Annotated in this window: 26 protein-coding genes and 3 pseudogenes; 12 read left to right on the top strand and 17 right to left on the bottom strand. The window is 63.7% G+C overall.

All coding sequences use genetic code 11. From position 1 onward, the window contains the following. Positions 1–2: 2 nt before the first annotated feature. Positions 3–329, bottom strand: coding sequence for a hypothetical protein (locus D8Y22_RS23285; RefSeq protein ID WP_174811726.1), 327 nt, complete (start codon positions 327–329; stop codon positions 3–5). Between the two features lie 21 nt (positions 330–350). Here D8Y22_RS23285 and D8Y22_RS02030 point away from each other — a divergent pair, with 21 nt between their 5' ends. After that, positions 351–1,232, top strand: a complete 882-nt coding sequence (locus D8Y22_RS02030) for a universal stress protein (protein WP_141462998.1) — start codon at positions 351–353, stop codon at positions 1,230–1,232. 11 nt (positions 1,233–1,243) lie between these two features. Here D8Y22_RS02030 and D8Y22_RS02025 read toward each other — a convergent pair whose 3' ends face one another. The 3 genes from D8Y22_RS02025 to D8Y22_RS02015 all read right to left on the bottom strand — a co-directional run bounded on the left by D8Y22_RS02025 (position 1,244) and on the right by D8Y22_RS02015 (position 2,869). Then, positions 1,244–1,627 (bottom strand): ABC transporter permease, encoded by a 384-nt coding sequence (locus tag D8Y22_RS02025; protein ID WP_141462996.1) that lies wholly within the window; start codon positions 1,625–1,627, stop codon positions 1,244–1,246. Positions 1,628–1,703: 76 nt separating this feature from the next. Next, positions 1,704–2,321, bottom strand: coding sequence for a class I SAM-dependent methyltransferase (locus tag D8Y22_RS02020; protein ID WP_246084331.1), 618 nt, complete (start codon positions 2,319–2,321; stop codon positions 1,704–1,706). A gap of 158 nt (positions 2,322–2,479) precedes the next feature. After that, positions 2,480–2,869, bottom strand: a complete 390-nt coding sequence (locus D8Y22_RS02015) for a DUF2267 domain-containing protein (protein ID WP_141462994.1) — start codon at positions 2,867–2,869, stop codon at positions 2,480–2,482. Between the two features lie 212 nt (positions 2,870–3,081). Here D8Y22_RS02015 and D8Y22_RS02010 point away from each other — a divergent pair, with 212 nt between their 5' ends. Then, on the top strand, positions 3,082–4,668 hold the full coding sequence (locus D8Y22_RS02010) for a succinic semialdehyde dehydrogenase (protein WP_141462992.1): 1,587 nt from the start codon (positions 3,082–3,084) through the stop codon (positions 4,666–4,668). Continuing rightward, a complete protein-coding gene (locus D8Y22_RS02005; RefSeq protein WP_141462990.1) occupies positions 4,656–5,753 on the top strand; it encodes an SDR family oxidoreductase in 1,098 nt (365 codons plus the stop codon). Before D8Y22_RS02010 ends, D8Y22_RS02005 begins: the two co-directional genes overlap by 13 nt. Positions 5,754–6,096: 343 nt before the next feature. Here D8Y22_RS02005 and D8Y22_RS02000 read toward each other — a convergent pair whose 3' ends face one another. The 4 genes and pseudogenes from D8Y22_RS02000 to D8Y22_RS01985 form a co-directional block, all read right to left on the bottom strand. After that, the gene (locus D8Y22_RS02000) at positions 6,097–6,528 is read right to left on the bottom strand and encodes a universal stress protein (protein ID WP_141462988.1); all 432 of its coding nucleotides are present in this window, start codon (positions 6,526–6,528) and stop codon (positions 6,097–6,099) included. A gap of 183 nt (positions 6,529–6,711) precedes the next feature. Further along, positions 6,712–7,161: a universal stress protein gene (locus D8Y22_RS01995; RefSeq protein WP_141462986.1), complete on the bottom strand. Its 450-nt coding sequence runs from the start codon at positions 7,159–7,161 to the stop codon at positions 6,712–6,714. A 4-nt stretch (positions 7,162–7,165) separates the two neighbouring features. Beyond that, entirely contained in the window at positions 7,166–7,591 is a 426-nt protein-coding gene (locus D8Y22_RS01990; protein ID WP_141462984.1) for a universal stress protein, read from the bottom strand. Positions 7,592–7,670: 79 nt separating this feature from the next. Further along, positions 7,671–7,871, bottom strand: a pseudogene (locus D8Y22_RS01985) (hypothetical protein); the annotation flags it as partial. A 501-nt stretch (positions 7,872–8,372) separates the two neighbouring features. On the opposite strand from D8Y22_RS01985, the gene D8Y22_RS01980 reads away from it, so the two are divergent. Next, entirely contained in the window at positions 8,373–11,186 is a 2,814-nt protein-coding gene (locus D8Y22_RS01980) for a cation-translocating P-type ATPase (RefSeq protein ID WP_141462981.1), read from the top strand. Between the two features lie 83 nt (positions 11,187–11,269). Here D8Y22_RS01980 and D8Y22_RS01975 read toward each other — a convergent pair whose 3' ends face one another. Beyond that, the gene (locus D8Y22_RS01975) at positions 11,270–11,920 is read right to left on the bottom strand and encodes a cytochrome b family protein (protein WP_141462979.1); all 651 of its coding nucleotides are present in this window, start codon (positions 11,918–11,920) and stop codon (positions 11,270–11,272) included. A 74-nt stretch (positions 11,921–11,994) separates the two neighbouring features. Beyond that, a complete protein-coding gene (fer, locus tag D8Y22_RS23095) occupies positions 11,995–13,245 on the bottom strand; it encodes a ferredoxin Fer (protein WP_141462977.1) in 1,251 nt (416 codons plus the stop codon). A 97-nt stretch (positions 13,246–13,342) separates the two neighbouring features. Between fer and D8Y22_RS01965 the strand changes: the two genes are divergently transcribed. The 5 genes and pseudogenes from D8Y22_RS01965 to D8Y22_RS23280 all read left to right on the top strand — a co-directional run. Beyond that, positions 13,343–13,591, top strand: a complete 249-nt coding sequence (locus tag D8Y22_RS01965) for a hypothetical protein (RefSeq protein WP_141462975.1) — start codon at positions 13,343–13,345, stop codon at positions 13,589–13,591. A gap of 99 nt (positions 13,592–13,690) precedes the next feature. Further along, the gene (locus tag D8Y22_RS01960; RefSeq protein ID WP_141462974.1) at positions 13,691–14,452 is read left to right on the top strand and encodes a proteasome assembly chaperone family protein; all 762 of its coding nucleotides are present in this window, start codon (positions 13,691–13,693) and stop codon (positions 14,450–14,452) included. A 219-nt stretch (positions 14,453–14,671) separates the two neighbouring features. After that, complete coding sequence (locus tag D8Y22_RS01955) at positions 14,672–15,826, top strand: diacylglycerol/lipid kinase family protein (RefSeq protein ID WP_141462972.1); 1,155 nt, start codon at positions 14,672–14,674, stop codon at positions 15,824–15,826. A gap of 136 nt (positions 15,827–15,962) precedes the next feature. Beyond that, positions 15,963–17,075, top strand: a complete 1,113-nt coding sequence (locus D8Y22_RS01950) for a glycerol dehydrogenase (RefSeq protein ID WP_141462970.1) — start codon at positions 15,963–15,965, stop codon at positions 17,073–17,075. Between the two features lie 32 nt (positions 17,076–17,107). Next, a pseudogene (locus D8Y22_RS23280) lies at positions 17,108–17,209 on the top strand (PKD domain-containing protein); the annotation flags it as partial. 49 nt (positions 17,210–17,258) lie between these two features. On the opposite strand, the gene D8Y22_RS01940 reads toward D8Y22_RS23280, so the two are convergent. The 3 genes from D8Y22_RS01940 to D8Y22_RS01930 all read right to left on the bottom strand — a co-directional run bounded on the left by D8Y22_RS01940 (position 17,259) and on the right by D8Y22_RS01930 (position 19,159). Then, positions 17,259–17,717 carry a universal stress protein gene (locus D8Y22_RS01940; protein WP_141462968.1) on the bottom strand — a complete coding sequence of 153 codons (459 nt, stop codon included), beginning with the start codon at positions 17,715–17,717 and terminating at the stop codon, positions 17,259–17,261. Positions 17,718–17,763: 46 nt separating this feature from the next. After that, positions 17,764–18,234, bottom strand: a complete 471-nt coding sequence (locus D8Y22_RS01935; RefSeq protein ID WP_141462967.1) for a DUF2267 domain-containing protein — start codon at positions 18,232–18,234, stop codon at positions 17,764–17,766. A 271-nt stretch (positions 18,235–18,505) separates the two neighbouring features. Then, the gene (locus D8Y22_RS01930; protein ID WP_141462965.1) at positions 18,506–19,159 is read right to left on the bottom strand and encodes a dienelactone hydrolase family protein; all 654 of its coding nucleotides are present in this window, start codon (positions 19,157–19,159) and stop codon (positions 18,506–18,508) included. A 94-nt stretch (positions 19,160–19,253) separates the two neighbouring features. Between D8Y22_RS01930 and D8Y22_RS01925 the strand changes: the two genes are divergently transcribed. The 3 genes from D8Y22_RS01925 to D8Y22_RS01915 all read left to right on the top strand — a co-directional run bounded on the left by D8Y22_RS01925 (position 19,254) and on the right by D8Y22_RS01915 (position 21,898). Further along, on the top strand, positions 19,254–19,922 hold the full coding sequence (locus D8Y22_RS01925; RefSeq protein ID WP_141462963.1) for a phosphoribosyltransferase: 669 nt from the start codon (positions 19,254–19,256) through the stop codon (positions 19,920–19,922). A 192-nt stretch (positions 19,923–20,114) separates the two neighbouring features. Beyond that, complete coding sequence (locus D8Y22_RS01920) at positions 20,115–21,332, top strand: CBS domain-containing protein (RefSeq protein ID WP_141462962.1); 1,218 nt, start codon at positions 20,115–20,117, stop codon at positions 21,330–21,332. Positions 21,333–21,412: 80 nt separating this feature from the next. Further along, positions 21,413–21,898, top strand: coding sequence for a universal stress protein (locus D8Y22_RS01915; RefSeq protein ID WP_141462960.1), 486 nt, complete (start codon positions 21,413–21,415; stop codon positions 21,896–21,898). Positions 21,899–22,269: 371 nt separating this feature from the next. Here the strand turns inward: D8Y22_RS01915 and D8Y22_RS01905 are convergent, their stop codons facing one another. From D8Y22_RS01905 to tnpC, 4 genes and pseudogenes are all read right to left on the bottom strand, one after another. Continuing rightward, entirely contained in the window at positions 22,270–23,514 is a 1,245-nt protein-coding gene (locus D8Y22_RS01905; RefSeq protein WP_141462958.1) for an RNA-guided endonuclease InsQ/TnpB family protein, read from the bottom strand. Then, positions 23,514–23,639: a hypothetical protein gene (locus D8Y22_RS23090; RefSeq protein WP_281282370.1), complete on the bottom strand. Its 126-nt coding sequence runs from the start codon at positions 23,637–23,639 to the stop codon at positions 23,514–23,516. Before D8Y22_RS23090 ends, D8Y22_RS01905 begins: the two co-directional genes overlap by 1 nt. A 232-nt stretch (positions 23,640–23,871) precedes the next feature. After that, the gene (locus D8Y22_RS01900) at positions 23,872–24,165 is read right to left on the bottom strand and encodes a hypothetical protein (protein ID WP_141462955.1); all 294 of its coding nucleotides are present in this window, start codon (positions 24,163–24,165) and stop codon (positions 23,872–23,874) included. 60 nt (positions 24,166–24,225) lie between these two features. Continuing rightward, positions 24,226–25,457 (bottom strand): annotated as a pseudogene (tnpC, locus tag D8Y22_RS01895) (IS66 family transposase); the annotation flags it as partial. Between the last annotated feature and the right edge of the window lie 97 nt (positions 25,458–25,554).

The following is a 25,554-nucleotide window of genomic DNA, read 5'->3' as shown; positions in this document are numbered from 1 at the left end:
GTTCACTTGGGAACGCTCTTTCGGCCAGTCAGCGTCTCCAGATCGAGTCGATAATCGTAAAAGACAATTTCCTTGCGCGGCCGGTCGAACATGTCGACCGTCGGAATATCGATCGCCCACATCTCCTGACGGACCGACCAGTCCTCGAGTACGTATGATTCGGCACCGTCGACGACGCATGATTTTCGCCGATCACCGACGGCGAGGCCAGTCACCCTCCGTGACTCGGGATGGACTGCACACAGCCGCACGGATTGCACTGGCCGGTACGCCGGCGAGGTGCCTTTATTTGCATCGCTGTAGTAGCTCTCACGGCCAGAACTCGCCACGCAGTACGCACAGATCAACCCATGCCAAAACACGTTCTTGTTCCGATCGACGGATCGGATCACGCCTTTGCCGGACTGGAGTACTGCTTCGCGTCGTTTCCCGACGTTACGACCACTGCGCTCTACGTCGTTGACCCCGAACACGACCACGAGGCGACTGCGGGCGGCCCCGATTCGGCCGACGAGCGCGCCGAAGCCTACGCACAGCGGGTGCTCGAGCAGGCGACCGAGTACGCGGCCGACTACGACTGTCAAATGCAGACGTCCCGCCGGACCGGCACACCACATACGGAGATCCTCGGCCTCACCAACACCGACGTCGATCACGTCGTCATGGGAAGTCACGGTGAGTCACCGATCTCCCGGCCCTTCCTCGGACGCGTGAGCGAGGCCGTCGTCCGTCGGGCCCCGGTTTCGACGACGATCGTCCCCGAATCACGGGCGGCGATCCAGGATCGGGACCTCCCCGGTGACGTGCTGGTCCCGATGGATCGCTCGGAGCAAGCTCGGGCGGCGCTGTCGTTCGCTCTCGAAGCGTTTCCCGAGGCGAATTACACGGTCTTGCACGCGCTCTCGCTGCCGTTCGATCGGCCCCGGGAGGAGGTCGAGGGCACCTATCTGGTCGACATCCTCGACGAGCGTGAGGCCCGCGCCGCGGCGGTCTTCGAGACGGCTCGCGCGGTGACCGACGAGTACGACGCGACGATCGAGACGGCGACCGGGAACGAAGCCCCTGCAAAGGCCATCGTCGACACTGCCGTAAACGATGAATTCGATCAGATCGTCATGGGGAGCCACGGCCGGTCGCTAGCTGCACGCCTGGTCACGGGGACCGTCGCCGAGCGAGTCGCACGTCGATCACCGCGGACGGTTACCCTCGTGCGTGGCGATCCGACGAGCTAACCGCTCGAGACTCACGCGTACCGTTCGGCGAGCAAAGCGAACAGAATCGCCAGGTTGGCCAGTACGCCCATGGACGCGACCGTCCAGTCCAGTGCCGTCAGGACGACCGACAGCAACGTCACCGCGAGCAGCAACTGCCGCCACCGGCGCCAGTTTCCCAGCAGCGCCACCGCTGCGACGACGAACCCGAAACCGGCGACGGCAGTCGCCACGGCGAAGATCCGGATGCCGACGGAGCCGACGTCGATCGCACCCCCAGCGAGGGTCGTCTTGTAGGGGAGGTCGGCGAACTCGGCCAGTTCGAAGTACACGCCGATCCCGAGAAAGTGGATCAGTCCGTGAACGCCGATCGCGAACGCGGCCACGTATCGCCCATATCGCGAGTAGCGTGCCATACTGATCACGGAGTCACTCGGAATACCGCGTACCACAGGGAGCCCGAAATAGCTATTCCTGTCCGTTGGAGCGCTCTCAGCCGAATCGCTCTCTCGACGATCCCGGCTCGCACAGCGCTACTTCGACTGGAAGCCCACAAATGTCCGTCGTCCGGTGGTCCCGAACCGCGAAGCCGGTCTCGAGCAGTGTCTCCCGAAGGTAGATCGGCCGGCAGTCGACGTACGTCGGCCAGCGATCGTGGATCGCCTCGTAGAGCCACGTCAGGGGGCCAGCGCGGCGTCTGGACAGCGAGACGACACAGAGTCTCCCGTTCGGGTCGAGCACGCGGTACCACTCTCGCAGCGCCGATCCGATCTCGGGCGTGTCGAGAAGTTCGAGCACGAAACTCGCGAAGACAGCGTCGAACCGGTCGTCCGGGAACGGGAGCGACGCCGCGTCGCCCTGAACGACGAGCGGTTCGTGACCGCCGTTCGTGAGCCGCTGGCGCGTAGTACGACACATCCCCGGTGCGATGTCGAGGCCGACTGCAGCTCCTTCGGGGCCGACCGCCCGCGAAAGCTCGAGGAGGGCCTGGCCCGTTCCACAGCCGACGTCGAGGACGCGCTCGCCGGGGGTCGCCGCGAGCAGGTCCAGCCCGCGCGATCGGGTCGACGCCTCGAACGGGTCGGCGAAGACGTCGTACTGATCGCTAATAGCGTCGTACCAGTCTCGAGCGGCCGCTTTCGACCGTTGTACGGATGCGATCGGGCCCGGCGGGAAGCCGGACCGGCGTGAGTGGGTCGGCTCACTCCGGTCGCGATGCTCCGGCTGGGTCTGCCTCTCCCGGTCGCGATCGGTCGCTACCGTCCGGGTTACGACTCCGGGTCGTCGATCAACTCGAACAATCCGTCGAAGTCTTCGGGAAGCTGTCCATCCACCTTCTCGATGTTGCCCGGTGGCACGACATCCGCGACGACGGCCAGGAGCTGCTGGGAGTGGTAGTTGGCATCGGACCGGTCGACGCCCTCCCGTTCGGCAACCCGGTCGAGGAACTCCTGATAATCGAAGCGCTGACCGTGTTCGGCCTCGGTAAGGTAGCGGTCGATCTCCATCGGGAGGGGGCTCGCGATGTCGGTCGCTTCTCCCTCCTGGAGTCGTTCGCCGAGCGTCGTCAGAACCGCTCGCGTCGCCCGGACGGCCTGGCCGAACTCCGCGTACTCGAGTCGGTGCTGTACTTGACCAACGAATTCCTTGTAGTTCATGATGTGTCGTTGTCCCAGCTGGTCGATCGTCCGTCCGATACAGGCTCCAGTGTGTCAACACGGGACATAAAGGTGTGGAGAGAACTGCAGGATTGTGGAACGATCGGTTCGAGGAACAGGCACCCGAGATCCCGAGTTTGGAGACACTGACGGACCGAGACTGGAGGGGTGGGTGGCGAACCTACAGGTGTCTGGGGATCGATGAATCGCCTATGTCACCACAGACGACTGTCGGGACGCTCGAGGATGCGGGCGTATCGGGTGACACGCTCGAGACTCTCTCGGCTCGCGTCCGGACGACCGGTAACCAAGACGAGATCACCGTTCGGACGCCGATCACGGACGAGCCGATCGGCTCCGTCCCAGCGTGTACGGCGACCGACGTCACGACTGCCGTCGAGCGGGCGCGCCGAGCGCAATCGAACTGGGCGTCCCGCTCCGTCGCCGAGCGCGCCGCGGTGATCGAGCGCTTCGGCGACCTCGTCGCCGAGTACCGGGAGTGGCTGCTCGACGTCGTGCAACTCGAGACGGGGAAAGCCCGCCACCACGCCCTCGAGGAGGTGCTCGACGTCCCGCTGACGTGTTCGTACTACGCCGACGAGGGGCCGTCGATGCTCGCCGACGAAAGCCGGTCGGGGGCGATTCCCCTCGCGTCGGACGCGACCGTCAGCTACGATCCCCTCGGGGTCGTCGGCGTGATCTCGCCGTGGAACTACCCGCTGACGCTCGCGATGACCGACACCATTCCGGCGCTGCTCGCGGGCAATGCCGTCGTCTGCAAACCGGACGAACGAACGCCGTTTATCGCGCTCGCGCTGGCCGACCTGCTTTCCGAAGCCGGACTGCCGGACGGCCTCTTCGGGATCGTCACCGGCGAGGGAGCGACGGTCGGCCCGGCGCTGATCGACGCCGTCGACTACGTCGCCTTCACGGGCGGTACCGAAACCGGGCGAACGGTAGCCGAACAGGCGGGTCGCAACCTGATCGGCTGCTCGTTCGAACTCGGCGGCAAGAACCCGATGGTCGTCCTCGAGGACGCCGACGTCGAAACCGCTGCCCGCGGCGCGGTCAAGGGCGCGTTCACCAACGCCGGACAGCTCTGTCTCGCGCCCGAGCGGATCTACGTCCACGAGGCCCGCTACGAGGCGTTCCTCGAGGCCTTCGTCGGCGCGACGCGGAAGATCCGTCTCGGCCACGCCTTCGACTACGGGCCCGACGTCGGCTCGCTTATCGACGGGGATCACCTCGAGACCGTTCGAGAGTACGTGGAGTCGGCAGTCGATGACGGCGCGTCGGTGCTCTCGGGCGGCCGCGCACGGCCGGACGTCGGCCCCTTCTGGTACGAGCCGACGATCCTGACCGACGTCGAACCGGATGCGAAGCTCGCCTGCGAGGAGACGTTCGGGCCGGTCGTCACCGTCCACCCGGTCGCCGATACCGAGGAGGCGATCGAGCGGGCCAACGACTCCGAGTACGGCCTCAACGCCAGCGTCTGGACGACGGACCGGGACCGAGGCCGCGAGATCGCACGCGAGATCGACTGTGGGACGGTCTGTGTCAACGACCCCTACACGGTCGGCTGGGCGGCCATCGACGCGCCGATGGGTGGGGTCGGCGACTCCGGACTCGGGCGGCGTCACGGCCCCGAAGGCCTCAGGCGTTACGTCGACGCGAAAACGATCGCGACCTCGCGAATCGGACCGATCGACGCTCCGCCAGGCGTCTCGCCACGCTGGTTCGCTCGCATCATGGCGGGAACGACGGCGCTCCAGCGCCGTCTCCGGAAGTGGTTGCCGTGAGCGACCCACAGGTCTTTTTCACCGGCTTCCCCGGCTTCCTGGGCTCGGCGCTGCTCGAGCGCGTCCTCGCGCGCGGCGACGGGCCGGTCGCCTGTCTGGTCCAGCCGAAATACCTCGAGACGGCACGGGAGCGAGCTCGGGAGATCGCCGATGGCCTCGACGGCGTCGACCGAGAGGACGCGATCAGTCTCCACGAGGGTGATATCACGGAACCGGATCTGGGACTCGAGGACTCCGCTGACCTCGAGGGTGTCAGCGAGGTCTACCACCTCGCAGCCGTCTACGACCTCGGCGTCGACCGCGACCTGGCGGAGGCGGTCAACGTCGGGGGGACCGAACACGTCCTCGACTTCGCCGAGGACGTCGACCTCGAGCAGTTCCACTACGTCAGCACCTGTTACGTCAGCGGCCGGTACGACGGCGTGTTCACCGAGGACCACCTGCAGGAGGGCCAGTCGTTCAACAACCACTACGAGGAGACCAAGTACCGCGCCGAGGTCGCCGTCCAGGACCGGATGGACGTGGGCCTGCCCGCGACGATCTACCGCCCGGCCATCACCGTCGGCGACAGCTGGACGGGCGAGACCGACAAGTACGACGGCCCCTACTACCTGCTCGAGTCGATTCGCACCCAGCCGTCGTGGCTCTCGGTCACGTTCTCCCTGCCGGGCTCGAGCGACGCCGAGTTGAACGTCGTCCCGCGGGATTACGTCGTCGACGCCATCGCGTACCTGAGCGACCGCGAATCCTCGGTCGGCGAGGTGTACCAGCTGTGCGATCCGACCCCGCTATCGGTCCCGGACTTCGTCGACGCCCTGGCCGCCGCGGCTGGCCATCGCGTCGTGTCGGTTCCGACGCCGAAGCTGCTCGCCCGGCGGGTCCTCGAGCAACTCGAGGACTCGGGTACGTCGGTCGAACCGGAGACGCTCGAGTACCTGGATCACCCGACGCGGTACGCCTGCCCGGCGACGAAACGGGCCCTCGCAGGCAGCGGGCTTGAGGTCCCGCCGTTCGAGTCCTACGTCGATCGGCTGGTCGCGTTCGTCGAGGAGAACCCGGACGTCGGCGACGAAGCGATGGTATGAGACGGATTCCTGTCCCGATGGACCGGCACACCCACTGCCCGGGTCGCGGGTGCGCTGGAACTGACCGACGGCAAACCGTCCGACTGGGCTGCCTGTCTCGAGGCGAGGGACGACTCGTCGATCAGTCCCCGGTCTCGTGGGGCCAGGACGTGATCGGGGCGAAAGACGGGGCGTCGTACCCGCTGTGGCCACCATGCTTCTACGACCCGGGGATAACTATTGGGTGACTGATACAGTCGCCGGGCCCGAAGCTGTAGGGGAACTCACGTGCGCCTGTGAAGAACATGTACGTGATTTCCGTTGGACTAACACGTGGTGTGGTAACGGGCCACGGCGCAGGGAGTCACCTGACGACCGTCACCGGAACGTTGGCGCGTTTGACGACGGTGTCGGCGGCACTGCCGAGTTGTGCGCCGCCGGCACCGGTTCGGCCCCGGGTCCCGAGGACGATTCCGTCGATGTCGATCTCCGCTGCCGCAGCGACGATCGTCTGCGGCGGCGATCCGACGCCCGTATCGATCTCGACCTGGGCGTCTCCCGTCTCGACGCCGTCGATCGCTTGCTCGAGTAACTCCTCGGCGGCGTCGCGTCGATCCTCGAGCCACGCTTCGCTCAGCGGCGTTAGTTCCGTGTCGTCGTCTTCGGTCACTCTGGCGAACGGATCGATCGCGTGAAAGAGGACGATCCGCTCGCCGGTGAAGGTCTCGAGGGCGTACTCGAGCGCTTGCTGTGCGTGCTCGGAGCCGTCGTAAGCGACGAGGATCGTTCGCGACATACCATCGGATAGGACGAGCGGCATGGTAAAGCCACCTGTCAGTTCCAATGGGTCGTCCACGGTCTGTTCGCGGGCTCCACGGCAGACGTTCAGCAATCCGTCTCGTAGGGACTACTGTGCATCATTTCGGCGCATCCGCCGCCTGGGTCGCGGGTGCGCCGGTACATCGGTACAGCACCCGTATCAGTCGTCGGTCGGCGGCGGGACGACGATCACGGGGACTGATGCTCGCCTGAGAACCCGGTCGGCGGTACTCCCGAGCAACGGGGCGGCGACTCCTCGCAGCCCTGTTCGACCGACGACGATGAGATCGACGTCGTGAGCAGTCGCGTAGCGGACGATCTCTCGTGCGGGCCGCCCCCGCCGGACGGCACCGGTCACCTCGACACCTTCGCCATCGGCCACGTCCCGGGCTGTCTCGAGGAGGTTCCGTTTCGCACGCTCGAGTTCGGCGACGGTTGCAACGTCGAATCGGAGCGGGGCCGCACTGGAATCGACGACCGCGAGCAGGTGGACGGTGGCGTCGGTGCGCGCGGCGATCGCTAGCCCTCGCTCCAGTGCTGCGCGAGCGGCGTCGCTGCCGTCGACGCCCACCAGCACTGCAGACGGCGGCTCCGGCACGTCTCGAGTCACCGATTTATCGGACGACCATCACCGAGACCGGCGCGCGTTGCACGACGTTCTCTGCGACGCTGCCGAGCAATACGCGCTCGATGCCCTCCCGGCCGTGACTCCCCATTACGATCGTCTCGACCGCCTCGTCTTCCGCGTAGGCGACGATCTCGTGATCCGGCGTCCCGAGTCGAACCGCCGTATCGATCTCGGCGTCGTACTCGTCCGACACGTCCGTCGCCTCCTCGAGTATCTCCTCGCCGCGCTCGCGAGCTTTCTCGGCGTTGGGTACGCGTTCCTCCGGCCCGTCGAACGAACCCCAGTAGCCTTCGGGCGTCGGCACGACGTAGAGGGCTGTCACGTCGGCGTTGGAAAACATTTCCAGAGCGTACTCGAGCGCGTGTTCGGCCGGCTCCGACCCGTCGTACGGAACTAGGATATGATCGGTCATGAGCGAGACTACGACGAACGACCCCATAATAGCTTCCACGGGGTGCCCTCGGTGAACCCACTCGCATCCTCGTTTTGTCTCACAACGCTGTCCACCCGCCGTCGATCGAAATGTTCGCGCCCGTGATGACGTCCTTGCTTGCCTTGAGATAGGGCAGGGCTGCTTTCGTTCCGTGCATAACGCGGTCGAGGATGGTCTCGACCACCGCCTCCCACTCCTCGAGTTCCATCTCCTCGACGGAGGTACCACTCGAGATGCCGTCCTTGTTGACCATCACGTCGAGTCTGCCGAACCACTACAAATACGTTCGTATCAGACTAGCAATCGGAACGTCACGATACGTGATGGATCAGGGGTGGTACTCGTTGCAGGGGACTTTACATACGGGATCGTCGTAGCGGGGGCGCATGACAGTCCAGATCGCTGGGATAGCCAGCACCGAGTTCGGCGAACACTCTGACTCGCCGACCCAGGAACTGTCGACCGCAACTGCAGAAACGACGATCTTCAGTTCGATCCCGAAGTCCGACGACGAGCCACCCCGGTCGTCGTCGCGACATTCGACGACGGCGTCTGGCTCACGGGTCAACTCCGGGACGGCGACAGCGTCGAACCTGACGAGTGAGTCGGTGTCGGAGCCGAGGAACGCGACGGTGACTAGCTCGTCACGTTCTCACCCACCGGGTGACGGGCCGTAATCGATCTCGCGAGAGCAGTTCCGACAACCCATCGACCATCTATCATATTTCGATGAAACCTATGCGCCCAAAATAGTATATCCGTGGCACGATCAGCGTATTCGGAATACTACGAGGAAGTCGAGATCGAATCCGAAAGCGACTGGCACGCACGTTCGCTCGAAGACGTGTACGAAACCCTTGAGACCACCGAGGAGGGGCTGTCGACCGACGAGGCACGCGAGCGGCTCGAGCGCGAGGGGCCGAACGAGATCGAAGGCGAGGAGGGCATTTCGCCGCTACAGATCTTCGTCGATCAGTACAAGCCAGCGCTGATCTGGGTGTTGATCGTCGCCACGGCTGTAATGGCGGTCGTCGGTCACACGATCGACGCAGCCGTCATCGCTGGCGTCGTCGTGTTCATCACCGTCTTCGGCTTTCTACAGGATTACCGCGCCGAACAGAGCATCCAGGCGCTCAAGGAGATGTCGACGACGCACGCGCTGGTCAGGCGCGAGGGTGAGAAAACCGAGATCGACGCGACCAACGTCGTCCCCGGCGACGTCATCTTCGTCGAATCCGGCGACATCGTCCCTGCCGACGCCCGGATCGTCGCGGAGTCGAACCTCAGTGTCGACGAGGCGGCGTTGACTGGCGAAAGCGTCGGCGTCTCGAAGGAGGTCGGCCAGATCGAGGAAGAGACGTCGCTGGCCGAGCGCGAGAACATGCTCTACAAGGACACCGTCGTCGAACGCGGCTCCGGGACGGCGGTCGTCGTCGAGACCGGTCCCGAGTCGGAGATCGGGCAGATCGCGACGGCGCTCGAGGAGGCAGAGGACCGTGACACGCCGTTCGAGGCCGAGATGGACCGACTGGGCAAACTCATCGCGCTCGGGGTCGTCGGGATCGTCTCGATCATCGCGATCACCGAACTGGTGATTGGCGACACGCAGCCGCTGCAGGTGTTTCTGACGGCGGTCGGGATCGCCGTCTCCGCGGTTCCCGAGGGGTTGCCGGCGGTCGTGACGCTCTCGCTCGCGCTCGGGGCTCGGCGCATGGCCGAGAAGAACGCACTCGTGCGCCGGCTGCCAATCGTCGAGGCGCTGGGGTCAGTCGACGTCGTCTGTACGGACAAGACCGGGACGCTCACCGAGGAGGAGATGACGGTCCAGCGGATCGTCGCCAACCGCGAGACCTACGAGGTGACCGGGACCGGCTACGACACCGAGGGCGAGTTTCTTCAGGACGACGACCCCGTCGACGCCGACCGGGTCGCCGAGGTACTGCGCTGCGGGATGCTCTGTAACAACGTCGACGTCGGCACCCGCGAAGGGGAGGACGACGGGAACGCCGCCGGCGACGCCGGGAACGAAGAGCGGACGTATCTCGGCGACCCGACCGAGATCGCACTGTTCGTCGCCGCCCAGAAGGCCGGCTTCGATCACGAGGAAATCGCCACGGCGTATCCCCGGACCGGCGAGGTCGACTTCACCTCCGCGCGCAAACGGATGACGACCGTTCACGAGACCCCCGACGGGGGGACGGCCGCCTACATGAAAGGCGCACCCGAAACGGTCATCGAGCGCTGTGACCGCGAACTTGTCGACGGCGACGTCGTCGAGTTGACCGACAAGCGCCGTGACGAACTCGAGCACAGAAACGAGGCGTTCGCCGAAGACGCCCTGCGCGTGATGGGCTTTGCCTATCGGCCCGACGTTCCCGACTCGCAGGCGACCGATCCCGACGAAGGCATAGAGCAGGGGATGGTCTTTCTCGGCCTGCAAGGGATGCTCGACCCGCCCCGCCCCGAGGTCCCCGACGCACTCGCGGGGTGTCTCGACGCCGGCATCAACGTCGTCATGATCACCGGCGACAACGCCGTTACCGCCCGGGCGGTCGGCAAGGAGGTCGGGCTCCGTTCGGCGACGGTGATTACGGGTTCCGATCTCGAGGCGATGAGCGACGAAGAACTTCGCGACGTGGTCGACGATGTCGATATCTTCGCACGAACGTCACCCGAGCACAAGACACGGATCCTCCAGACACTCCAGGACAAAGGCCACACCGTTGCGATGACTGGCGACGGTGTCAACGACGCCCCCGCAGTCAAGAACGCTGACGTCGGCGTCGCGATGGGGATCCGCGGCACCGACGTCACCGAACAGGCCTCCGACATCGTCCTGCTGGACGACAACTTCGCGACGATCCGCGACGCGGTCAGGGGCGGCCGCCGCATCTTCGACAACGTCCGCAAGTTCGTCAACTACCTGCTGTCGGGCAACGGCGGTGAGGTGACGATGATCTTCTCGGGGACGTTGGCGGGACTCGGCCTCGTTATCACACCGATCCAGGTGCTCTGGATCAACGTCGTGACCGATGGCATTCCCGCGCTCACGATGGGCGTCGATCCGGCTGCTTCCGACGTTATGGAACGGGACCCGCGCCCGCCCGAGGAAGGCGTGATCACGGAGCGGATCGTCACTTCCATCGTCGGCATCGCGCTGTTCATGACGGTCTGTCTGCTCCCGCTTTTCACGCTCAACTTCTACGGGGAGGTGATCCCGGGGTACGACGTTACCGGGGCGATCCTCGGCTGGAGCCCCGATTACGAGGTGGGTCGAGACCTCGCCCAGACGATGGTGTTTACCGGCTTCGTCGTCTTCGAAATCGTCCGCATTCAGGCGATCCGCTACCGGTACGGACTCGGCCTGTTCTCGAACAACTGGCTCGTACTCGCCGTCGCCATCGCGATCACACTCCAACTGCTCGTGCTCTACACGTCGACTGGTCAGCTCCTGTTCGACGTCGAACCGCTGGCACTGGTTCACTGGGCCCAGATCGCCGTCGCAGCGATCGTCTTCGCACTACTGATGGCGATCTTCGTGAAGGTTCAGGATCGGTACTTCGAGCGGTATTGAGACGGTTTATTACCCGGTAGTTCCGGTCCGACCGCGACCGGGGCAGCTGTTGGGACCGGAGATCGGTATAGCAATTCGATCGATCATAGATCCGGCGGATACTCGCCGGTCTTCCGATATTCGGAAACGACCGCCGCAAACGCGACCACGTGGAGCAGGACGACCACGACGATCATCGCGAGGTAGAGCAGGTGGAGCGGATCGTCCGATGGGAAGCCCAGCTCCTCGTACGGGCGGAGGTACGCCCGGTCGTAGCCGTGGACGGCCACGAGCCAGAAGATCACGTACGTGCCGTGGCTCTGGTGCCACTTCCAGGCTTTCGGACCGAGGTAGTCGTAGGCTATGTTGTTTGACGTGAAGGCCAGAGCGATCGCGATGAGGACGGCCACGAAGGCACCGAACGCCCAGGGACTCATGTCGACGAGATAGCCGACGACGTCCCAGTCGCGCGCAGCGAACACGAACAGGACGTGGATCACGGACCAGATGGCAAACCAGATGCCGAGTTCCGACCGCCAGTTCACGGGGAAGTTCCCGGAAAACCGACGCCTGATCGACGGCCGGATACGAACCAACGGCCCGATGATCATTACGACAAACAGAATGAAGAAGGGGATGGCGGCGACAACTCGCTGTCCGCGGTAGCCGACTCCCCACAGCAGGACTGCAATGACGATGCTTCCGACCGCTACACCCAGATGATGGGTGAGTTCGTTATTGGTGTCTGCTGTCATTGTCTCTTCGTGTCACGTACTTATGACTACACGGACATCGATCGCTCAAATAAAGCTAGTCCCGGTCTGGAACTCTAGATGACTCGGTCTCGCAACTCGTCGAGGTGTTTCGCACCGTAGACCAACTCGATAGAGTCACTTGCTGGCGTGCCGACACAGGTCAATCGAAATCCTCTCTCTTCTACCTCTTCCTCGGAGAGGCTCCGCTGGACGTCCATCTCGAGGTCCCCCTCGAGCACCACAGCAGTACAGTTCACGCAGCCGCCGGCCCGGCAGTGAAACGGCCAGGCGTGACCGGCTGCCTCGGCGGCGTCGAGGACGTACTCGTCGCGTGCCACCTCGAACGTACCGTGGGCCTCTGTGTCGAGATCCGCGTCTGCGGCACGCTCGAGGAGGTGGTCATCCTCGAGCGACCACCCGCGTTCGTCGACGACCTGATAGTCGAGATACTCGACGGTCGCGGTCTCGGCACGCGGTGCGCTAATGCCGATCACCGGTACGCCGGCGAAACGGACGACCCGCTCGGTCGAACCCCCGAGGAGATACCGCCGCAGGCCGGTCTCGCCGTGGGTCCCCATCACGATGCAGTCAGCGTCGTACGTGGCTGCTATTGCCAGAATCTGCTGGTCGACGCGACCGTCGGGCACCGACACGTCGACGGTCTCCAGCGGTGACTCGCGTAGTCGCTCGAGCGCGTCGTCGATCGGATCGAGGTCGAATTCGTCGGTATCGTCGCCGTCCGCAGTCGTCTCCGCAACGTCGAACGTTTCGGTTCCGTCGACGGTCTCCTCGTCACTGACGTGGACGACGTGGAGCCGTGCGCCAGTCTCGACCGCGAGATCGATACTGTGCTCGAGTGCCGTCGTCGCGCTGTGGCTCCTGTCGGTGGGGACCAGAATGCGCTCGAACTCGCCCTCGAGAGTAGTCTCCTCGTGAACGGTCACAACCGGGATCGTCGACTCTTGGAGCGTCTGTTCGGCGACGCTGCCCAGCAGGAATCGACCGAGACCGCTGCGGCCGGTCGTCCCCATCGTAATCAGATCGGCGTCGTGGTCGTCGGCCGCCGTGAGGATCTCTTCGTGGACGTTGTCTTCCTGCTCGCGAAGTTCCGTCGTCACCTCGAGGCCGCGATCGCTCGCTCGCTCGGCCAGTTCCTCGACCGCTCGTTCGCCCTCGTCTTCGTCGTCGCCGCCGACGAGTCCCTGCTCGAGGACTGAGAGCACGTGGAGCGTCGCGCCGAATCGCTCTGCAAGTCGGATCGCGTAGTCTCCAGCGTCTGCTGCCACCGTACTCCCGTCGGTCGGGACGAGGATCGTCTCGTACATCAGGGGCCCCTACAATGCTCGAAGTGAAATAGCCCCAGTCACCCACCAATCGTCGGTCGGCGAGCGACTTACTACCCGTGAGTCCGTATCCTACTGTATGGCTCCCCTGAACGTCAACTGGCAATGCCGGCTGTACGGCCACGACTGGCACCACCCGTGGAACCACGAGGTCGTCGTTACGGAAGACATCAGTCCGGTTTACCCGCTCCGATGCGTTCGCTGTGCCGCGATCAAGCTCCTTGACCGTGAGGGGACCAGTTGGCGACCCGACGACGAGGACGGCCTGTCGATCCACGAGCGGGCGTTCGAGTTCGAACTGGAGGACGAGTCCACGCGTCTGCACTAAGACGGATCGCTGTCCGATCGGTCTCTCCCGGCGGACCTGTTGATGAATCGGGACCCAGCCATACTATCTTACTCTCCGATGTTGTAGCTCCGCTCACACATGGCCGACCAGACCCCATCCGCATCGTTCGAACAGGTTGCAGACGTCTCCGCGGAGACTCCGACGCTGATCGAGGGGCTCCCAGGACACGGGCTCGTCGCAGCCATCGCCGTCGATCAGGTCACCGACCAGCTCGGCCTCGAGCACTACGGGAACGTCGCGTCGGACGAGTTCCCGCCGGTCGTGACCTTCGAGGACGGCCTCGTTCAGGATCTGGTCCGGGTCTACGCTGGTGACGATCCGGCCGTGATGACCCTCGAGAGCGACCTCGCGCTCCCGGAGCCGGCGTTCGAACCTCTCTCGCGGTGCGTCCTCGAGGAACTGGCCGACGACTTCGGCCGGGCGATCTTCCTCGCAGGCGCGCCGGCGCAGTCCGAGGAGGAGATTGGCGACGTGACTGGCGTCGCGACGACCGACGAGATTCGCGCTGATCTGCGCGATGCTGGCATTACTGTCCCCGACGAACGGGGACTGGTCGGCGGCATCACTGGCTCGCTGGTCCGCGAGTGCTACCAGGCCGACGTCCCCGCAGCCCTGCTGATCGTCCGGTCTCATCCGTTCCTCCCGGATCCGCAGGCCGCCAAATCGGTAATCGAGAACGCGCTCGAGCCCCTCGTCGACTTCGAAATCGACACGGCCGCGCTGGACGAGCAGGCCGACGAGATCCAACAACGGATGCAACAGGTCGCCCAGCAGTACCAGCAGATGGCTGAGGAACAGGGCCAACAGCACCAGCAAGTACAGACGGGAATGTTTCAGTAGCCGTTCGGCTCCCGTTCTCGTTTTCGTTCTCACCTTCGTTCTCTCGATCGGCCGTCGTCCTCGCGTGCTCGTCTTCTCGTGCCTTTCGGCTTTTCGCGTTTTTTGCGCCACGACTCGTTCGTTCTGCAGCGCGTCGGGCGGCGGCGGCTCCGACTCGAGTCACGGACCGTTCGATCGCCCGATCGCCGCTCCTATGAGGTGTCGAATTCAACGACGGACATGAACGAACGGCGGTCCGAGTCAGCGTCTGAATCCCGCACCGATCGGCTACTCGTCTGCAATCCCGCAAGCGGGTCGGGCGATCACGCTCCCGACGTTCGAACGCGGGGCACAAAGCGGGGCTTCGAGGTGCGCGAGACCGAAGCGGCGGGCGATGCGCGCCGGTTCGCTCGTGAGGCGGCCGACGGTGACGACAACGGCAACGGCGACACCAATGACATCTCACTGATCGCCGTCGCCGGCGGCGACGGCACGGTCAACGAAGTCATCCACGGCCTCCTCGAGGCGGACGCGCTCGACCAAGTCGACATCGCGGTGTTGCCGACAGGCACCGCCAACGTCTTCGCCAGAACGCTCGACATTCCGGACCTCGATGCCGGGTTCGAGGCGATCGATGCCGACACCAGCCGACGGGTCGACGTCGGCGTCGCCGGCGGACGGCCGTTTCTTAACACGTGTCTGGCCGGCCTTTCCGCCGAGGCGAACGCATCGACACCCGACGAGTGGAAGCGCCAGTTCGGACCGCTCGCCTACGTACTCACGACGCTCCGATTCCTCCCCGAGTACGAGGGGCTACCGCTCGAGATTCGATTCGACGAGAGCGGACTGGACGGTGATGCTGGTTCCGTTGTCGGTACCGGTACCGAGTCTGTTGTGGGGTCCGAGTTCGGTAGCAGCACCGATACTGGCGTTGATGGCAACGCTGACGCCACTGATGCCGAGGACGGTGGTAACGCTAACGACGTCGATAACGCCAATGATGACGGAACGCCGTCGACGTGGCGCGGAAACGCGTTGCTCGTGCTCGTCGGGAACGCCTTCCGCCTCCCGACGGTCAGGAGACGCTCGCGGGATCCTATCGCGGACGGCGCCCTCGAGGTGGTCGTCCTCGAGCGGGGGCGCGACGGCGAGTCGCTCGCAGTCGGCGCCGAGGACGCGCCGAGCGTGTTCGACGTCGATCGCGACGTGATTCCAGGACCGATCACCAGGGTCGAGGCGTCGTCGGTGTCGATCACGACTCGTGCGGACGACCGCGGTCCCGTGAACTTCAGCCTCGACGGTGAACCCCTCTCGGCGACCGACCTCGAGGTGTCGATTCGCGAGCGGAGTCTGTCCGTGCTGGTCGGCCCTGAGAATCCCGTTCGAGATCAGTAGCGACGTCTCCAACGGGGACTCCATCCCTGGATCGAACCGCCCCTTTTATTCGAAGTTTGACACACCGCCCGCTTATTTAGTCGTTCCTGTGGTAGCGGCCCGAGCGGGTTCGAGACACCAGTCTCGAGGAGAACGCGTGACACAGGTATTCAGATCTCCAGCAGGATACGTACAGGGCCGAAACGCTATCGACGAACTCGGCGAGCATGCCGCAGACCTCGGGGACAACGCCGTCGTCCTCGGTGATGAACTCGTCCTCGATCTCGTCGGCGACCGCGTTCGGGACGGGCTCGAGGCGGGTGGATTCGACGTCACGCTCGAGGCGTTCAACGAGGAATGTTCGGAGACGGAAATCGAACGTGTCGCCGGCGTCCACGAGGAGTTCGGAGCCGACGTGATCGTCGGCGCTGGGGGCGGGAAGGCCATCGACACCGCGCGGGCCGCCCGCGAGCACACTGGCGGAGCACTCATCTCACTGCCGACGGTCGCCTCGACCGACGCGCCGACGAGTTCCGTCGCCGTTATCTATACCGAGGACGGCGAGTTCGTCGAGTTCCACGTCTACGAGCGCCACCCCGAACTCGTCCTCGTCGATACCGAGATCGTCGCCGAGGCACCGACGCGGCTGTTCCGCGGCGGGATCGGCGACGCGCTCGCGACCTGGTTCGAGGCCGAGGCAGCCCACCAGTCGGGGGCGACCACGATCTTCGGCACGCGCTCGACACGAACGGCCCAGCAGATTGCCAGACTCGCGTACACGACGTTGCGAGAACACGGCCGGTCAGCGGTCGATGCCGTCGAGAACGACGCCGTCACCGAGAGTGTCGAGGCCGTCGTCGAAGCGAACACCCTGTTGAGCGGGCTGGGCTTCGAAAGCGGCGGGCTCGCCGCGGCGCACGCGATCCACAATGGCCTGACCCAGCTCAAGGCGACCCACGACGCGACCCACGGCGAGAAGGTGACGATCGGCACGATCGCCCAGCTCGTCCTCGAGGGACACGACGATGCGTTCGTCGAGGACGTTGCCGGCTTCGCAGCATCGATGGGGCTGCCGACGACGCTCGCCGAAATCGGGCTCGAGGACCCCTCGACCGAGAACCTCGAGGTCGTAGCGGACGTAGCCTGCGCTACGGAGGAGACGATCCACAACGAGCCGTTCCCGGTGGTACCTGCGGACGTTCGCGACGCGCTCGTCGGTGCGGACGCGATCGGTCACCGTCTCTCGGCGGGCGGACGCGACGGGGATTGACGGGAGTGACGGAACTGATGGAAGTGACGACTTCGACGCTCGAGGGTGTCGTCGCCGCCGAGGAGATGGTGACCTACATCTGTGCGTACCACGAGTCGACACAGGTCGGCGATATCGAGGTCGAAACCGAGTGAGGTGAGCCGATTCGACGGCTGGAAGCCGGGGTGACGGCCACGAGGCAGTTTACTCAGTATCCGCGAAGAATCGGACGGTTAGCACAGGAACGGGCGAGGCCCGCACGATTCGCTCGGTCGTGCTCCCGAGGAGGTATCGTGACAGCCCGCGGCGACCGTGAGTCCCCATTACGATCAGGTCAGCATCGACGTGGTCGGCGTACTCGAGGATCGTCTCGAAGGGCGTTCCCTGGCGAACGACGGTGACGACCTCGAAATCGGTGTCTTCCTCTCTCGCTTGCGCCTCGACCGCTCGGACCGCGTCTTTGGCCGCGTCCTCGAGGGGCTCGATCGTCTGCTCGAAGTCAGTCCGATCGCCGAGATAGTCCAGTTCCACGAGTTCGGCGACGTCGATCACGCTGAGCGCGTGAACGGACGCGCCGTACTGCCGTGCGAGGTCGAGCGCGTTGTCGATCGCCGGCTCGGCGCCGGGACTCCCGTCGGTCGGAACGAGGATGGTGTCGTACATCGTATCTCTCGTCTTGAGGTGGCCGTGATACCGGTGCTCGAGCGCCTCACTCTTCAGTTTCCGGCTGCGGTCCGCCGCCGGTCTGGGCCTCTTGGGCGTCACCCCAGCCGCCGCTGTCGACCACCTCGAACAGTTTGCCCCAGTTCTCGTCGTCCGCGCTTTCGGGCAGCTGATCCCGGAGTTGCTGGAAGTCCGACGGGGGAACCTGCGATTCCACGAAATCGACGACGATCCGGGAGTGGTAGGCGGCCTCCGAGCGGTCGGTTCGGTCGCCTTCGCGGTCGCTGACCCGCGAGATGAACTCCTGCCAGTCGAATCGCTGACCGTGGTCCTGTACCGCCCCGGTCATGTACCACTTGATCTCTATCGGCAGCGATGCCGCGAGGTCTTCGGCCGCGCCCTCGGGAATCCGCTCGCCGAGTGTCATGAGCGTGGCCCGGATCGACCGCACGGTTCGACCCGTGTCCGGAAACTCGAGTCGGTGCTGTATCTCGCCGGTGAACTCGTCGAAGTTCATTACACTCGTTCGCTCGCCGAGCAAGGGTGTCAATCTATGGGGAATCGGTCCGTATTCGCTACTATCGGGGGCACTGATACGAACTGCTATACCGATGTAGCGGCGTGATTTTCGGATACTCGCGACGATACTGCCCTCCAACACAGTCCGTCTGATACGGTTTGCTGTACCTATGTACCGCCGATCGCCAGCACCGGGGTCAGCGATCGGTGGTCATCGACTACAGCAGATATCTGAAACGTTTCGTCGATGACAGCGCCGACGGATGAGGTCACACCAGTGTGTCGACGAACCAGTCGGCCGCCACGTCGGCGACGTCCTCGAGTTCCCCGTCGCCCTCGAAGAGGTGGCCCGCGCCCTCGACGACGTGAAGGTCGTTCTCGCAGTCGAGTTGCTCGCGCGCCTCGCGGTTGTATTCGAGTACCTGCGTGTCTTCGCCGCCGACGATGAACAGCGTCGGCGCCCGAACCTCGTCGAGAAGTTCCTCGGCCATGTCGACACGACCGCCTCGAGAGACGACGGCGTCGACATCGCTCTCGAGGCGTGTGGCTGCCCGGAGTGCGGCCGCAGCACCCGTGCTCGAGCCGAAGTAGCCAACGTTGGCAGCCGGTGTCGTCTCGCGCGCCCACAGCCACTCGGTCACCGCGACGAGCCGATCCGTGAGCAACGGGATGTCGAACCGGTTCTCGCGCCGCTGGTCTTCGGCCTCGGTCAGGAGATCGAATAGTAGTGTCCCGAGTCCGCGCTCGCGGATCACGCTCGCGACGTAGTTGTTCCGCGGGCTCTTCCGACTCGAGCCGCTACCGTGGGCGAAGACGACGATCCCTGGTGCATCTGCTGGCGCCTCGAGCGCTCCCTCGAGTTCGATATCGCCGTCGTCGACCGGGATCGAGACGATGCTGTCAGTTTCGGTCTCGTGGGCCATAACGAGACCACACCGCCAGTGGTCTTGATGGTGGGGTCGGTCGTGATCGACTCCCTGTTATATAGGCTCTCGTCACGTGGACACGCCCGAGACGATGGCCAGCACACGACAGTTCACCGATCGAACCGACGCCGGGGAACGACTCGGCGACGCCCTGCTCGAGCGCGGCATCGACGCCGACATCGTCCTCGCGATTCCGCGCGGCGGGCTCCCGCTCGGCCGTGCGGTCGCGGACGCACTCGAGGCGCCGCTGGATATCGTCGTTGCGAAGAAGATCGGCGCACCGGGGAATCCGGAGTACGCTATCGGTGCCGTGGCGAGCGACGAAAGCGTCTGGCGAAACGAACGGGCGATCAGCGGCACCCGAACCGACGAGGAGTACTTCCAGGGACGGCGCGAGATCGAAGCCGAGAACGCCCGACAGAAGGAAGCACGCTATCGCGACGGTCGATCGCCTCCCGAATTACCCGACAAGACAGTAGTCGTCGTCGACGATGGTGTCGCGACGGGCTCGACCCTCAGGGCCTGCCTCTCGAAACTTCAGGGGTCCGATGCCGCCCGGGTCGTCCTCGCCGTCCCGGTCGGCCCGCCGGATACGATCGCCGACCTCGAGACGCAGGTCGACGAGGTCGTCTGCCTCGAGACGCAGGTCGACGAGGTCGTCTGCCTCGAGACCCCCGCCGGGTTCAGGGGCGTCGGGCAGTTCTACGCTGACTTCGGGCAGGTATCCGACGAGGAAGCGATGACGTATCTCGAGTCGTGACACGCTGGTGTCTCTCGAGAAAATCGATCGCCCCCGAACTAGAGAGAACCGATCGTCCCAGGTCTCAAGAAAACCGATTGTACCGAAAACCGGGAATGACCACCGGGTATTTGATACCGTCCGACGAACTATCGAGTACGACTGAACGCTTGTGGTTGTACCGTCCGGACGACTGCTCCACAACCGATCATCATGAATATCGAAGACATCATTTCGGAAGACTACGTCGAGTTCGCCCCAGATACCACCGTCTCGAAGCTCGTCGGCACGTTCGCAGACGCCGACGTCAGAGGGGTCGTCGTTCACGGCGACGAATTCGAGGGTGTCGTCACCCGCAGACAACTGGCGACGTCACACCGCCAGCCGAACGAAAAACTCGGCTCGCTGGTCTGGCATGTCCCCCGGCTCACCCCCGACGAGGACGTCCGCAAAGTCGCACAGCTGATGATCGACAGTGACTCCCAGCTGCTGCCCGTCTTCGAGGACGACGAACTGCGCGGCGTTGTCACCGTCGACGGCATTCTCGAGGCAGTCCAGCCGCACCTCGATGCGGCGACGGTCGCCGAAGCCGCCTCGACGGACCTGCTCTCGCTCGCGCCGGAGTCACAACTCGGCGAGGCACTGAACACCTTCCGGGAGAACCGTATCACACACCTGCCCGTCGTCGAAGACGGGGCGGCGGTCGGCATCCTGAGTCTCTACGACGTCACCGACCTAACTGTCCGGGCCGAGGTCCAGAGCCAGGGCGGTGACGCCGGCGGCGTGGACCCGTTCGGCGGCGAAATCTCCTCGAGCACGGCCCGTGCGCGTCGCGGCGGTTTCGGCGCTCGAGAGGGAGAAATCGAGCACATGCTCGACCTGCCGGTCCGGGATCTCATGACGTCGCCAGTTCGCACTATCTCGCCGTCCGAAACGCTCGAGACAGCCGTCGAAGAAATGTTCGAGATCGATGCATCCTCGTTGGTCGTGACCGACGACGGCTCGCCTCACGGCATCGTGACCAAGACAGACGTGCTGGACTCACTCACCTGGGAAGCCGGCGGAAATCGCGGCGTGCAACTCTACGGTGCCAGCCTGGTCGACGACCTCTCCTACGACGAGATCGTCGCGATGGTCGAGAAGTTCGACGACCGTGATCACGGGATGAACGTCCTCGATGCGAACATTCACCTGCAAGAACACGACGAGACACGGCGTGGCCGGTCGCTTCTGCTCGCCCGCGTTCGCCTCTTCACCGACAGCGGGTTGTTCATCGCGTCGGGGGAGGGCTACGGCGCCAAGCACGCGATCAACGAGGCGCGGGAGAAACTAGAGCGCCAGATCCGCGACGCGAAGACTGACGGCCGCACGAAGAAACCGCCGGGTGAGGAATTCTGGGAGAAGCGCTTCGGCTGGCTTTTGGAAGAGTGACTGATGGCCAGCAGCGGTTCGACGTCTCACGGACCTCGGTACCCTGTGGAATTATGACCCGAGGCGTGGGCACGCTGTCTATGACCTTCGTCGTACCGTTCGATGGATCAGAACTCGCATCGGTGGCGCTCGTCAGGGCTGTCGAGTACGGGACCGCACTCGACGAGGACGTGACCGCTGTCACGGTCGTCCCCGAACGAAAGCGCTATGCGCGTGAAAAAGGCTGGATCGGACCGGACGAATCGATCGACGTCGATACAATCGTCGACGATCTCCGAGCACAGGTCCGTTCCGTGGCTCCTGACGCCGACTTCGACGCCGAACGTATCAGGGAGTTTCCGCCCGAAGATCAACTCGCCGAACACGTCGAACGCCTGGCCAGGCGCCACGACCCGAGCGTGATCTTTCTCGGCAGCGACAACGTCGGTCGCATCGTGACTCCCCTGACCAGTGTCGGCGTTCATGTCGCCGACAAGGAGTCCTACGACGTGTTCGTTGTCCGCCAATCGGGACCACCCCGGGTCGACGCACTCGAACCACACGCGGAGTTCTATAGCGATGGTTGATCAGTCGTCGCCGACGATAGCTATAGTAGCTCTTGAAACGATTTACACATCGATCGTAACGCCGTTCTGCGGTCGAGTGTGTATTGACTTTCAATAGTTACTATAGGAGTGGTCCTCCACCACGGTCACGTCGAACGTATCGTGCCACCGGTGCCGCCGGCCGCCCCAGACGAACGTCGGGCGCACGATCCCAGCAAAGGCGAATAGTGGGGCGAGCAGCAGTGAGGGAACCGCGAATGCCCACGTCCGGCGATCGACCCCGAGAGCGTGGTACCGATCGCGCGCGATGTACGTGACGCCGGTGGCGACGAGTAACGGCGCGAGAATTCCGGCCGCCGCGACTGCCAGAAAGAGCCGTGAACTACCCCACCCTACTCGCTCACGGCTAACGCCGTTCGCTCCTTGAGGGAGGGGCTTCCTGCTTCGAGGACGCGCTTTGCAGGAACCGAAGTGGTTCCCGTAGGGAGCGTAGTCTCCACAGGCGTTGATTCGGAGTATCCCGCTCCTAACTGCTTGATACCGCGAGAAAGAATGTTCCACGCTGCATTCCAATCCCTATCCGCCGTGAAACCGCACGAGGGACACGAGTGTTCGCGGACCCATAGCGGTTTGTCGGTCGAGACACCGCAGGCCGCACACTCTTTGGTCGTCCCAGCCGGATCGACGGCCACGTAGTGCGTGCCTTCGCGTTCGCACTTGTACTCGAGCATTCGGAGCAACGTTCCCCACGCCGCTCCAGCGCGGTTCCGAGAGTTGCCGTCACGTTCGACCAAGCCTTTCGCGTCAAGGTCTTCGACCGCCACGAGATCGTACTCTTGAGCGTAGTGGTTCGAGAGCTTGTGAAGGAAGTCCCGGCGCTTGCGCTTCAGGTCGAAGTGACACTTGGCCACGCGACGGCGTTGCTTCTCGTAGTTGTTCGAGCCGTGCTCTTTGCGCGAGAGCTTGCGTTGCTCTCGCTCGAGTCGGTCGCGTTCGTCCGAGAGGTCGACCGATTCGACCGCGTGACCATCGGTCTCATGTGCGTACTTGAGAATGCCCACGTCGATCCCGACGGCGTTCTTCGGTTGGTCTGGCTTCTCTGGCGGCTCTCGGTCGACTTCAACGCCGAACGTGGCGAACCACTCGCCGGTCGACTCCTTTTTGAGCGTGACCTGCTTGAGTGTGGCGTCCTCAGGAATCTCTCGGTGGAGTCGGATTGGAATGTCCGCGAGTTTCGAGAGTGACAGGACAGTCTGACCGCCCTTCTTGTCGAGCTTGAAGCCAGACTGGTTGTATGTGAAACTGCGAAACTCCCGTGGCGGTTTCCACTTGAGTTGGCCGACGCCGTAGCCGTTCTGCTTGAGTGCAGACAGGCTACTGAGGTTGTTGAACAGCCGTTCCACGACAGTTTGGAGAACCTTCGAGTACACGTCCGAGAGACCGTCCCACCACTTCTTGAGGTCGGGGAGTTCTGACCGAAGCGTGGTCATGGACGGCAGTTCATCGTGGTTTTCTCGGTACTCGTTGAGGCGGTAGCGAGTGTGGTTGTACAGTTGCCTACAGATATCGCGGTGGCGGTCCAACTCCTTGCGCTGGGCGTCGGACGGCTCGAGGCGATACTTGTAGGCGTAGTACATCAGTTTTCGCGTTCCTCGATGAGCTCATCGAGTTTCTCCTGGACGAAAGACGAGAGATTCAGGTGGTTCTCCTGAATCCACTCCTCTTGGTCGTCCCGGATTGAGATGTTCTTGCGCTTTGCCACACCACAAGTTACACACGTTGTGTAGTTAACTGTTGTGGAACGTAGGCCTGTGGGCCTGCTGTAGAACAGTCCAAGAAACTCTTGCGGCGTTGACGAGACGCTTTCGCGTCTCGTTCGCACACCAGAAATCTCCGATTTCTGGGGACGCTGTATCCCCTCCCTGCTCGCGCCGAAGACGCTCGCTGAGGAAGGGGGCTTAGCGCCTCAATTCAGCTAATCGATATGACCCGAATCAGTTGTCAGCTGCTTCTGCGATTCCAGTAAGTTCGGTCGTGCGAAGACGGGCAAGTGTAAACAGCAGTTCCGACGGTTCATCAAAGACGTGGTAGAACGGGATATCGAGTTCGGCTTCTGCATCGCTGACCGACCTATCGGGTGGAGTCACTCGATCCAGGTTTTCCACGGTGTTGCGGTGTCCGAGTTCTCCCCGTGCTACGACGCTTTTCCACCCTGCGTTCGTTTCGGCAGCGACGACGAACGTCGCGCGCTCGGTCGCTTCGATGTACTCTCGCTTGCGGCTTTCCATGGCATAGCCGAGTCGAAAGTAGAAATCCTCGTCATCCGGTGAAAACGTAAACGTATGTGTTTACCCCGAGGTCTCGACAGCCGGCACAGCGTGAGCCCGTGAGATCATCTCATTGCAGCTGACGACTCGGCGAAGTTCTTCGTAGGGATTGCGTCCCTGCTGGCGCCACGTCGCCAGCAGGGACAAGATCGTCTCGTGGACGAACATGCCTCGATCGTTGCGGAGTGTCCCGATGATTTTCCGGAGAACAACTGGTTCACGAAGCGCGTTCTCAGCTGCGTTGTTCGTTGGGGAGACCGCTGGCTCACCGACGAAGGTGAGCCAGTGGTCGAGACCTCCTTCGATCTTCTCGAGGAGTGTTGCCACTGGTCCGTCGGGAACTGACCGTTCAATCAGTGATTCAAGTTCTCTGCGCGCCACACGCTGTAGTTCTGCCCGTTCGCGTACTGTCAAGTCGCTCTCCAGTTGGGTCTGGAGAGCGACGTATAACTGTGTGAGAGCGCGGTAGATCGGTTCGCCTTCTACCTGTTTTTCGGCTGCGTCTTTAGCCTCCCGCAGAATATGCGCCCAACACCGCTGAAGATTGCTGCTGAAGGCCGGATACGCCGTCCACCCGTCACAGATGACCGTTCCCGCGAAGTCCTCGCCGAGGACTTCCGCGGGAACATCACTCCCACGACTCTCTCTGACCGCGTACAACGTGTGCTGGGCGGTACTAAAAGTCCAGATCCACGCTTGTTCACCGTCGCGTTTGATGCCTGTTTCGTCAATATGAACCACGTCAGCATCTTGGATCTCTCGACGGATTTGCTCATACTCACAGCGACCGGCGCGCGCAGCGCGCTCGGTCGCGTGCCACGCGGACGCACCAGACAGTTCCAGTCCGTGCAGTTGCTCGAAGCGATCAGCGATCTTCCGGTAGGGAAAGCGGTGATCGTACCGAGAAAGTGCTGATTGAGCGATGACGTTCACCCCGAACTGCCCCTCATCGGGGCAGTCGGGGTGTGTCGCAACTGTCTCTGTCCCACAGGAGTGGCACTGGTAGCAGTGGCGGTTGTACTGGGTAACCTCTGGAGGCTGCGGGTCCGGGATCTCCTCGACGAGTCGGGGGCTGACGCCCACCGACTCGTCGAAGTGTTCGCCACACCAGGACAACAGTCGTAGGTGACCTCGACTTCTTCGTCAGGATCAGTTGTAGAACGCCACTCCGGGTCGTGCCCGTTCTTCCGGCCGGGAGTGCCGCCGTCAGTTCGGAGATCGTCGTCTTCGTCATCCTGCGAGGTCGGGGACTCGTAGTGGTTCACAGAAGATTTAGGTATGCTTTGAGTTGGTAGGGTAATGGCGGGACAGGAAAAAGAGATCGTCCGTCACCTCAGTGAGGACGATCTC

The organism is Salinadaptatus halalkaliphilus (assembly GCF_006543045.1).
In the GTDB taxonomy this organism is placed as follows: Archaea; Halobacteriota; Halobacteria; order Halobacteriales; family Natrialbaceae; genus Salinadaptatus; species Salinadaptatus halalkaliphilus.
Note: the sequence above shows the minus strand (reverse complement) of the source record. Positions and strands in the feature narration are given on the sequence as shown.